Source organism: Novosphingobium sp. 32-60-15, from assembly GCF_002280675.1.
GTDB lineage: Bacteria > Pseudomonadota > Alphaproteobacteria > Sphingomonadales > Sphingomonadaceae > Novosphingobium.
Map to the genome: position 1 here is coordinate 1 of NZ_NCEN01000052.1, position 9,670 is coordinate 9,670.

Here is a 9,670-nt window from a genome sequence, read left to right on the forward strand (position 1 = left end):
TTCTGGCCGAGAAAGCCGATGACGGTGGTGATGTCGTTGGCGACCGCAACATCGAGGCCGAACATGTCGGCGATCTCGAAATGGCCAAGGTCTGGGCCGTTCCACCACGCCATCAGGAAGTTGGCGACGCGGCGCGCTTGACCGGTGTCGCTCATCGCCAGTGGGATCAGCCGGGTCAGTGCTGCGCGCGCGGCGTCATAGTCGGTCGGGATCGAGGCCATCATCTATCTCCGAGCGCCGAAGTTATAGGTCTGGACTCCGAGCGCAACCATGATGTGCGGATCAAAGGCGAAGCGGACCGGGCATGGCGAGCCATTCTGGCTCATCATTCGCGACCGGCAGCTCGAAGCTCCCGGCCTCGGCCTCGGAGAAGATCCGTGCGCGCGCGAGCCGATCGAAACCGCCCGCGTCGTTCCAGAAGCTGAGGCCGTGCTCGGCCTGCCGCATAGCTAGCACGAACCCGTCGGCGCCCTCGTCATGCACGCGAGCGAGCGCGCGATCGAGCATCCGCCCGGTGCTGCCATATTCGATGGCGGTCTCAGTAATGACGACATAGCCGCCCCCGAACTCGCCGGCGCGCAGTCGATCACAGTCGGACGCCCATTCGAAGCCGAACGGGAGTGCGGAGCGCGCGCAGCGCTGGATCAGATTGGCGGCCGTTTCGATGCCAAACTGTTCGCCCGAGAGGAAGACGATCACCTGCCCTGCGGCATCGGGCTCGCCAAAGTCGATATCGAAGTCGAGCATCGGATAATTCGCGTCCGGGAAGAGATCGAGCAGCCCGTCGAACGGGCTGAGTTCGGTACGCGGAAAGAGCGAGGCGAAGTCCGCGCCAATCGCCGCGTGATGCGCCTCGAGCGTGTCGATGCCGATGTCTGCGTCGCCGATCATCTCGATGGCGGCGACGACACGACGCAGAAGATCGGCCTCGGCGGCGGTGACCACCAGGCTGAACGCGGCCTTGGTGTAGCTATTCGACATGCGTTGGTCCTTCCGCATCGGAGGTGGAGTCGGTCGGTGCCCCGGCCTCGGAGGCATCGCATTCGAGGACGAGCGGCGGCACGGCGAAATCGGCGGCTGCGAAATGCGCGAGGATCGCGTCGAACGAGCCGAGCTTTTCGAGCGCTTCGCGCGCGATGACGACAGTGTCGTCTTCAGTGACCGCATAGGAGGTCACCGTGCCATCGCCTTGGTGGACGATCCGCTCCGGCCCCCACTGGTCGGCATAGCCGCCCGACCACCTGGTAAAGGGAACCTGATTTCGGGCGCACCAGCTTTCGAGCCCGTCGAAATAGCCCCACGCCACTTCGTGCGCGTAAAGGCTGAGGGGCTGGCCGACGGTGCGGTGATGGGGCTCGAACGCCTCGCCGTCCCATTCGGTGGAAAGGCCCTCGTTGCCGATCAGCTCGACAAGCTCGGTGTAAGCCGACCCCGAGAGCGATCCACCGATGACGATCGATGCTGAAACACGGTCTGCCATAATGGCTCCTTGATTATCGGCGCCGTGGGCACGCGACGGTGAGCGCTGCCGGCAGGACCGGCGACGCGGGTGGGTGAAGACAGTTGGATGATGCCGGCCGTATCGGCCGCGCGATCAGTCGGGCGAAGACGTCAAAGGGCTGATCAGTGGGTCGAGCCGAAAAGCGACCGTTTTGCTGCAGTCTGGTGGTGTCCGTCCTTCACGCCGATCGTCTCGCGCATCTCGGCGTCGAGCTGGTCGGCGAGACCACCGGGCACCTCGACGTGGGGTCTGACGATCGCGATCGCGGCCTCGCCCGACATGAGTTCCCCGGGCTCGGTGCCGAACCAGATCAGGGCTTCCCCTTCGTCAGGCTCGTCTTCCGTCCGGAAGAAGACCTGCGCAAAGAATGTCTGGAGCGGTCGATCCCAACCGACGGTCGCGCGGACGACGTGCGGCTGGTCGGCCTTGGGCTGAAGGTCATGCCGGCTCATTGGGTCGTCCTCCGGATCCTGTGTTGCACATGCCGCGCGGCGCCTTCGGCGCTGCTGATCGCCTTGCCGGCCGCCGACGCTGCCTGGCGCGCGCCGGCCTGGCGGAGGAGAGTACGGGCTTCGCGCAGACGCTCAACCGCTATTGCTATCGCCTGCCCATGTTCGGGCCCGGCCGCTGTAATCCGTCGCATGGCTGGTCTCCGGTTTCGCAGTTGGAATGATGACCGAGGGTCAATCGTCGCTCGGGAGCATGATCGTCATCACCCGTGTGGTGGCCAGCGGGTCGGCGGGGTCCTCGGACCCCCACTCGAGCGAGAGATCGTAATAGTCGATCGTGAAGCGGACGGCATGGCCGGCGACGACAAGGTCGCCGCGTGCGCGCTCGCAGCCGTCCTCGGGTTTGAAAACGTACCGGCGGATTGCGGCCATTACTTCGGCCTGGGCCAGGATCTCGCTTGCCGTGCCGTCCTCTCCTGCAAGTGTTGCGAGGCAGGCGGCGGTGATGACGACGCGGGCGCTGCGGTCGAAGCCTTGGCGGCATCTGTCGTTGAGCATGGCGATGCGGAATGTCTGGTCGGTCATATTGCCTCCATCAGGCCTGCGTTGAAGTCATCGAGCCATTCCTCCATCGTGGGACGCTCGCTCACCGGCACGATGCTGGCTGCGTCCTGGAAGCGGACAAGGTCGGTCGGCGCGTCGCGGCGGATCGCATCGATCTCGGCCTCGGGGAGAAGCCGCTCGCCGCGAATGAAATCGGTGATCCGCCCCGGCTTCGTCTTGGTCGACCGGCGCCAGAGGCCCTCGACCGTACGAAGCCGCGGTTCGGCCCGCGCCTCGATGAGGACGATCAAGCGCAGGCACCATGTTGGGAGCACCCGCACCTCGTCGGGCCGGATCGCACCGCAGAAAAAGCAGCTCGACTTGGGCGGGACCGGCAGGCCCGCGGCTTCTATGCGCGCGACGCACCGATCACGGGTCCACTTCCACTCGCGCAGCGGATAGCGGCAATCGAAGAGCGGATCGTCGAGTGCGGAGGCATGGGCATAGCGGCGTGTGTCGGCGGGCGATGCGTCATAGCCGATCAGGCGTGTGACCTTCTGCCCGCGCGCCCACGCGGCCTTGGCCGGCGCCCATTGCTTCAGGAAGGCGTCCTGCGGGGCGACTTTCCATTTAAGCGAGCAGCTGTGCCGCCCCAGACTGATGCTTGGGAGCGTTGCATTGGTCAGCACGTTCGAGAGGATCGAGTAGTATGGCGGCCAGTGCTTGAAGCGCTGAGGCACGTAGCGGACCACCTCGTAAGGAATATGCCGCGCCGCCATCCAGGCGGCGATCAGCTTCTGATACTCATAGGTCGCCGGCTTCTCGGCTCCGGGATCGGCGGTGAGAACGAGATCCGGCACCTCGCCGCGCGCTTCCAGCTCAACGAGGAGCGCTGTGGAATCGACGCCGATCCCATAGGCGAGAACGATCGGTGGCGGCGCGCCAGCGGTGAGATAGTCGACCGGCCTCGGCGCGCCGGCAGACAGGATGGACGGGAGGGATGACATGGGGGGCCTCGGGCTTGAAAGGCGGAAGATCGCCACTTCTTCGGCCCCCCTCCCCTCGTCAGCGCGCGGTCGGCCCGCCGCGCTGGACGGCCTCGGCGACACCCTGGATGTCGGCGATCGCCATATCGAGTCTGCGCACCGCCTCTTCGACGCTGCTGCATCCTTCGCTCGAGGCGAGCTCGATCATGAGGAAGGTGAAGAGCGTGTCTCCGGGCTCGCGTGCCTCCTCGACATTCTGGACATGGGCGAAGTCGCCGGCGCCATAGGTGTCGGCGCAAGCGCGTTGGAACGGGTTCAGCATGGCCGGGTCACCTCGTCGAGGGTTGCGAAATGCTCCCAGCACGCCTCGATCGCCGCATCGAGCGTAGCGCAATCCGCGAGCGGCCGGGACGCGGCGCCGCTCGGCGTGATGAGGCGCGCATTGGGCCTCCAGACAGGGTCGGCGAGATCTTCCGGCCAATTGTGGAAGCCGTGCGGATAGGCGGTGATCGAGAATAGGGCGCCCAGAGACGGGGATGCAGCCGCGTGTAGCGGGCGACATAGATGGACATGGCTAGTCCTCTCGATCTGACCGGGCGGCCGCCTTCGGCTCGCCCAGGAGGATGACTGCGATCGACGGCTTGTCGTCGTCGGCGCGCTGGCGGCTGTCGAAGACCTGGCAACCGCCAAGACCGATGGTCAGCATGTCGAACACCGGCGAACGGCCGCCATTCGCGTTCGAGATGGTCGCGCTGTGATCGTGGTATTGGATGTCGACGAAACTTGGTGGCGCGTCTCGCCGATATTCGCCGAAGAAGAAGGTAATGCGTCGGCCATCGGTCGTCCGGGCGCTGATGGTGAAGTTCCCGTCCGGGATATCGATCGGGAGGGTCGGGACGTCGTTGAACCGGGCGAAGCCGATGCTCTCGGCTTCGGCCGCAGTCATGACGGGCAAGGTCGTAAGGTCGGCCATGTCACATCTCCTGTGGTTGAAAGAACGGAAGTGTCGGGTGCGCGACCGGAAGCGCTTTCGGGTACGGCAAGCGCGGAAGTGCGCGGCCTCGGCGGCGCGCCTCGCGGGTAAGCTCGAAACAGTAAGCGTAGAGCCCCGCTCGCTGGTGACGAACGAGGAGCCGTTCGCGCTCGAGCCGCCAGAGCCAGGCAGCAGGTTGCTCCAGTGTAGTCGGCCTCGGGAGACCGAGGGCCACCAGCTGGTCGATCGCGCCGGCGTGGCCCTGCTCTCCAAGTCGTATCTTGGAGACCGTTCGACCTGATATTGTCACTCCGCGGGCACGCAGGACCGTTCGCGGCTTGGTGACGGCACGGTGCGCAGCCGACAGTGCGCAATAGACACGGCCAATATGGCCGGCCTCGGGATCGCTGTAAGAGACCACGGCCTCGATGTTCGGCCGCTCGCGGCGGAGATGTCGGAAGGCGCGGGCGACGAAAAAGCTTTCGCCGTTCTGCGGCACCGCATCGGTAAGTATGAGGCGCGCAAGAACGCAGCCGCGTTCGGGATCGTCGAACCCCGTGTGTCTGGTGATGACGGCGTTCGTCGTCGGAACGGCAAACACGGCGACGCCTTCCAGAATGGCGTTTCGGCCGAACAGGCCGATAGCGACCCGGGCTGCGGGATAGCTCGGCAGATAGTGGTGCTGCGCAATGAAGGCGCGCGCCGGGCCGTGATCGATAATGTCGACGGCATAGGCCTTGGGATCGATGACGGTGAGGTCGCGCGCCCACAGGGCGCGACGCTCCCGCCAGCGCTGGCTGCGGGTCGTTTCCATGGTCGGGGTCCGTTTGGTCAGAGCAGCCTGGGCTGGCGGGAGTGGTGCTCAATGATTTCTTGCGCGAAGCTTTCGACTCCGTCTTGCGATGCGCTCGGGAAGAGGTGGTGGGTGCAGAAGAGGCGGAAGGAGCGATCGAGCGGCAAGCAGCGCGAAACTCCATAAGCCCTCGGTTCGATCGGATCCGCCGGAAACCCGCCGAGAGTCCAGAAGCGCCATCCCAGTGAAGCCGTGCGATCGACGTGCACCGCGATGTCGGAACCAGCGATTGTCGTCCGAATCTCGGTCATCTTCCGGCTTTCTGGGCGTCAACCGCCCCAAATCCCGAGATTCGATCCAGAATGGTTCTATCCGGGGAGACCGATGTTGAGGACGGCCGCAATGGCGGTGCGTGGATGCTACGATGGGCGCGAAAACCGTGTCGCACCGCCAAAGGCGCGCAAGCTCGCGGCCATGGACGCGCGGAGATGTTTCTGATTGGTGATCAGGATCTCCGGCTGCAGGCGATCACCGCGCACCGTGACGAAGCCTTCAGCCGCTTCGCCGTTTTGCAATTGAACGACGATGCGATGGCCGCGTCCCGGTGCTTTGCCGACGTATCGCGCGGTGAATTCACCGAGGCGAGCGGTGAGACCCTTTGCCACCTTGCCCCAGCGGATATGGCCCGCGCCAAGGGTTTCGCCGGAGCGCACGCCGCGGTCGAGCCAGATCCTGAAATGCGCCTTTTGCTGGATCACCGAATTGCGGGTCCGCTCCATGACACGGCAGAGCGGCAGAAGCTTCGCATGAGCATCGACAGCGTCGAGGTAGAGGCCCTGTGCCGCGACCAGGATCTCGTCGAAGTCGCGCCCCTCGAGCAAAGCCTTGAGCTTCGCCGGCTGGACGGGATCGGCTGCCAGGCGCTGTACGCCGTCCGCGGTTCGCAAAGCTACAACGCCGGCGATCGCCTCGGTGACGGAGAGAAAGCCGGCTGCGCAGACGACAACGAGCGCAGCTTGCTCGGCCCCGGGCCGTTCCTGCAGCAGCGGCATAAGCGTCACAAGGGCTTTGCTGCCGTCCGCCGTTGCAGGTGACAGCATGCCGGCTTCAGGCGCGCCGAGGATCAGCAAGCGCCGGCTCCAGTTCGTCGGCCTCGGCGTATCCGAGGGTTGCGGCCAGTTGCTGGGAAGCGGACGCGCACGAGCCCGTGGCGCTGTCGAACGCGAAGACGGAGTCGGTCGATCCGCGGCGTTGCGAGCGCGGCGGGCCACGTCGAACAGATCGTCGGCATCACCGCCGCCGTCACGAAAGCCCGTCATATAGGCGGCGTTGAGGCGGATATCGGTTGGAACGCCGCTTCGGGCCTCGGGAGGTCGACAGACCCAACCGGCCCGCGCCGCGTATGTGCCGTTCGCGAACTGGACCGAGGCGTCCCAGTCAAAACGGTGGTTGTCGCGGCCGCGCAAGATCGCGGCCTCGCGTTCGTCCCCCTCGGACCTGGCGATGCGGTCCTCGGTGAAGGCGAAGTTGCGCGCCTGCCTTTTGCGTTCCTGCTCGGCCTGGATCGCCTCCATCACGGGTCGCATCGCCTGAACACGTGCGCGTGTCCGCGCCATGCGTAGCTCTGCAGGCGCATCGCCGGGCATCGCCGGGCAAGTCGGGAAATGTCTGCCACGCGGTTGCCATGATGACGGCGTGGTCGGACCGCCGTCCGCGAGCGACCCAGGTCTGCGGATCGGCAGGATCGAACGCGGACGTCATGTGCCGTTCCTGTCGATCCGCGCGCCGATCAGCTCCGGAGTGAATGTGGCAAGCAGCGTCCGGAGCTTTTCATACCGTGCCGTGAGATCCTGGATGCTCGCTCGCATGATGGCATTGGGCGGTGCGGAGGGGACGAGGAACCGGAACGGCAGCGTCTCGGCCGTCATTTCGGGAAACAGCGCGCGCAATATTATCGCCGATAGCCGAGATGCGACGTCTTCGATCGCCTTGGCTTGCGCGTGGCGTTCGAGGCCGGCTGGCGTCTCGAGATGCGTCATCGGCGCGATGACGGCATCGACCCTCGCGAGATACGCGTCGCGGTCGCCGATGCCGAAGTTCGATCGATAGGATATCAGGCGCTGACGCTCGGGCGAGAGCTCAGACATGGGCACGTAGAGGCGATAGGCATAGGTCGGCTGATCGAGGCCGATGCGTGTGCGGGAGGAGACGATGTCCATGGCGGCCTCCATCAGGCGAACAGGCGGGTTGGCGACGCGGGAGCGGCGCTGAGCTGAAACTCGCGGCGGAGCCGGTCGGCAAAGCGGTCGGGCGAGAGCAGGTCACGAATGGATGCCCAGCGGTTTCGATCGCCGATATTATCGCCGCGGCCGCGCACGCGGCGGAACAGCACTTCATGGTCGGGCCCGAGACAGCCGAGGCCGAGCTGAACCCAGACCTCTTCGCCGTGAAGTGTAATTTCTCCCGAGCAGGCGGGACCGGCTCGATTTGACCGGACATCGAAACTGTTCTCGGCGAGGTGAAGGGCCTCGGCCAGGCGGCGCATCGCGGTGCGGCCTTCGCAGTGGAATGCACGTTTCGCGTTTTCGTCATGGACGACCCCCCGGCGAGCGAGCGTCAGCAGGGTCGGGTGGCGTCTGATCTCCGCGATTTGATCCATACATGCATGCCGCAAATGCATGTCGCCGGGCCGCGATAGGGTGACCGCGCCGAGGTGGCGCACGAGCAGCACGACGGCCGGATCGTCCTCCAGATCCTTGCCCGCATTGCGGCAATCGGCGATCGCAGCCTGGACCGCGTGAAGCGTCGTGGCGATGGTCGTAAGGGCACTGGGATCCAGGGCCTGCTGGTGTCGGAACGCAACGTCGTAGTGCATGGGGACCTCCGGCTTGGAGCGCTCATCACGCTCGGAACCCCTGCCCCCCTCTCCTCTTTCGCCGGTTGGATATTGACCGCCCTTGGCGTGGCGGGTCGTCGGCTGCGTCCTGCTCAGGACTGGCGACAGGGAGCCGCTCTATGGCCAGTAGTCAGCCTGCATGACCGCGGGCGAGGCACCCGATCGGCTATTCCAGCACTTTCACTCGAACTCGGAGCTCTGCTTGCTGAGGATGTGAACCGCTCGCCTCAAACCGTCGTCAGGCGTTTCGTTGAGTATTTCGATTTGCGGTTTCTTCGTACGGATGGCTGCAATGACGGCCGCGACCGGACGCTTCTTCAGCGGGTAGGTGTAGATGTGGCCGTCTTCGATCGTGATGACATTGCTCCGCAGTCGACGGCGCAGCTGTGCGATGTTCTCGGCCTCGTCTATGAGGAAGGCCACTTCATGTTCGAGCGTGGGCGCCAGTACGATGCCGTGGAATGGCCGAGCAGGTCGATTGGCCTTCAACCAGGTATCAACCTCGGCCTCGGTGATGACGCCGACCTGACGATAGTCATCGGCGCCGCCCTGTCCCCGATTGCTGGCGAGGAACGCCAACCGGCCATCGATCCACAGCTCCGCCGTATAGCAGGAGCAATCCTGGGATAGGTGCTTGATGATCTTCTGTTTGCGGAGCTCAATCAACATCGGGTGATCTCCTTGGAGGACAGTGCAGCGGGCGCCGGAGGCATCTTGGGAACCCCGGTTCGTTGTCGGCGGCCAGGCCCCGGGCCGATGGCGCGAGCAATGTGTCCCGCATAGACTCCGCACGCGGCCCAATAGGCCGCGACCGGAGGCTTTCGATTCCGCCAGCTGCGTTCCGCGCGCAAACGAGCATCGTTCTGGATGTCGAGCAGGATGTCCTGGAGGGCGAGACGGGCGTCAGGACTGAGGGCGCGAAGCCGAGCGACCGACGGGAGGGTAAGAATCGGATTGCGGACCTCGGCCTTGGAGGAACGCACGCTCATCGCTGGGCTCCGATCAGGGGCCTCGCAGCGCTTTCGTCCAGCTCAACGGCTGACCCGCGATCGTCGATCGTTCCATCGGTCGCTCGCAGCGGAATCGGGACGCATTGTCCGCTGGCGAGATTTATGAAAGCGCCGGCGTGGCCGATGGAGCCGCGGCCGATCAAATCAAAAAACAGGGCGAGAGCGTGGCTGGCCAGAACGCGGTTCACGAAGAGGGATTGCCGTTCGAGGGCCTCGGCGACCGAGCAGGATGGGCTGTTGTCGTCCGGAAGGCGCTCATCAGCGATCTCGGGGAAATATTCGAGGACGGTGGGAAGGCGTCTGCGGTCCTGCCCGTGCTCGCGGCCAGGGCAGCCGAGAATGAACTGACCGTCGCTGGCGCGGTTGCCGAGGTCCATCCAATAGGTCGGTGGCGTGGATCCCGTCGCCATTGCAGCGCCAAGCGCGCGGCGCGCGGACGCCGTGTCGACGCAGGTGATGAGGATATCGGCTTTCGAGATATCGATCGCGCCTGGCGCGCGGCCGTGAACAGCCTTCCAG

General features: G+C 65.2%; 16 protein-coding genes. 1 reads left to right on the plus strand and 15 read right to left on the minus strand.

All coding sequences use genetic code 11. The annotated features are described in order from the left end of the window. From B7Y89_RS17840 to B7Y89_RS17855, 4 genes are all read right to left on the minus strand, one after another. The coding region (locus B7Y89_RS17840; protein WP_292940842.1) for a hypothetical protein at positions 1–221 on the minus strand (221 nt) is incomplete at its 3' end. A 61-nt stretch (positions 222–282) separates the two neighbouring features. Further along, positions 283–981 carry a hypothetical protein gene (locus B7Y89_RS17845; protein WP_292940845.1) on the minus strand — a complete coding sequence of 233 codons (699 nt, stop codon included), beginning with the start codon at positions 979–981 and terminating at the stop codon, positions 283–285. Beyond that, a complete protein-coding gene (locus B7Y89_RS17850; protein WP_292940848.1) occupies positions 971–1,480 on the minus strand; it encodes a hypothetical protein in 510 nt (169 codons plus the stop codon). Before B7Y89_RS17850 ends, B7Y89_RS17845 begins: the two co-directional genes overlap by 11 nt. 143 nt (positions 1,481–1,623) lie before the next feature. Beyond that, complete coding sequence (locus B7Y89_RS17855; protein ID WP_292940851.1) at positions 1,624–1,953, minus strand: hypothetical protein; 330 nt, start codon at positions 1,951–1,953, stop codon at positions 1,624–1,626. Between the two features lie 29 nt (positions 1,954–1,982). Between B7Y89_RS17855 and B7Y89_RS17860 the strand changes: the two genes are divergently transcribed. Next, positions 1,983–2,174: a hypothetical protein gene (locus B7Y89_RS17860; RefSeq protein ID WP_292940854.1), complete on the plus strand. Its 192-nt coding sequence runs from the start codon at positions 1,983–1,985 to the stop codon at positions 2,172–2,174. Between the two features lie 10 nt (positions 2,175–2,184). On the opposite strand, the gene B7Y89_RS17865 is transcribed toward B7Y89_RS17860, so the two are convergent. The 11 genes from B7Y89_RS17865 to B7Y89_RS17915 form a co-directional block, all read right to left on the minus strand. Further along, positions 2,185–2,535: a DUF3768 domain-containing protein gene (locus B7Y89_RS17865; protein WP_292940857.1), complete on the minus strand. Its 351-nt coding sequence runs from the start codon at positions 2,533–2,535 to the stop codon at positions 2,185–2,187. After that, positions 2,532–3,500: a hypothetical protein gene (locus tag B7Y89_RS17870; protein ID WP_292940860.1), complete on the minus strand. Its 969-nt coding sequence runs from the start codon at positions 3,498–3,500 to the stop codon at positions 2,532–2,534. The genes B7Y89_RS17865 and B7Y89_RS17870 overlap by 4 nt, the downstream gene beginning before the upstream one ends. Positions 3,501–3,558: 58 nt before the next feature. Then, positions 3,559–3,801 (minus strand): hypothetical protein, encoded by a 243-nt coding sequence (locus B7Y89_RS17875; protein WP_292940863.1) that lies wholly within the window; start codon positions 3,799–3,801, stop codon positions 3,559–3,561. 252 nt (positions 3,802–4,053) lie between these two features. After that, positions 4,054–4,452 carry a hypothetical protein gene (locus B7Y89_RS17880; RefSeq protein WP_292940866.1) on the minus strand — a complete coding sequence of 133 codons (399 nt, stop codon included), beginning with the start codon at positions 4,450–4,452 and terminating at the stop codon, positions 4,054–4,056. A gap of 1 nt (position 4,453) precedes the next feature. Then, the gene (locus tag B7Y89_RS17885; RefSeq protein WP_292940869.1) at positions 4,454–5,266 is read right to left on the minus strand and encodes a hypothetical protein; all 813 of its coding nucleotides are present in this window, start codon (positions 5,264–5,266) and stop codon (positions 4,454–4,456) included. A gap of 17 nt (positions 5,267–5,283) precedes the next feature. Next, on the minus strand, positions 5,284–5,556 hold the full coding sequence (locus tag B7Y89_RS17890) for a transposase (protein ID WP_292940872.1): 273 nt from the start codon (positions 5,554–5,556) through the stop codon (positions 5,284–5,286). 108 nt (positions 5,557–5,664) lie between these two features. Continuing rightward, positions 5,665–6,822, minus strand: a complete 1,158-nt coding sequence (locus B7Y89_RS17895) for a hypothetical protein (RefSeq protein ID WP_292940875.1) — start codon at positions 6,820–6,822, stop codon at positions 5,665–5,667. 180 nt (positions 6,823–7,002) lie between these two features. Continuing rightward, entirely contained in the window at positions 7,003–7,464 is a 462-nt protein-coding gene (locus B7Y89_RS17900) for a hypothetical protein (protein ID WP_292940878.1), read from the minus strand. An 11-nt stretch (positions 7,465–7,475) separates the two neighbouring features. Next, entirely contained in the window at positions 7,476–8,120 is a 645-nt protein-coding gene (locus B7Y89_RS17905; protein WP_292940880.1) for a hypothetical protein, read from the minus strand. Positions 8,121–8,321: 201 nt separating this feature from the next. Next, positions 8,322–8,810: a hypothetical protein gene (locus B7Y89_RS17910; protein WP_292940883.1), complete on the minus strand. Its 489-nt coding sequence runs from the start codon at positions 8,808–8,810 to the stop codon at positions 8,322–8,324. A 316-nt stretch (positions 8,811–9,126) separates the two neighbouring features. Then, positions 9,127–9,670 (minus strand): PRTRC system ThiF family protein (locus tag B7Y89_RS17915; protein ID WP_292940886.1); only part of this gene is annotated, 544 nt, incomplete at its 5' end.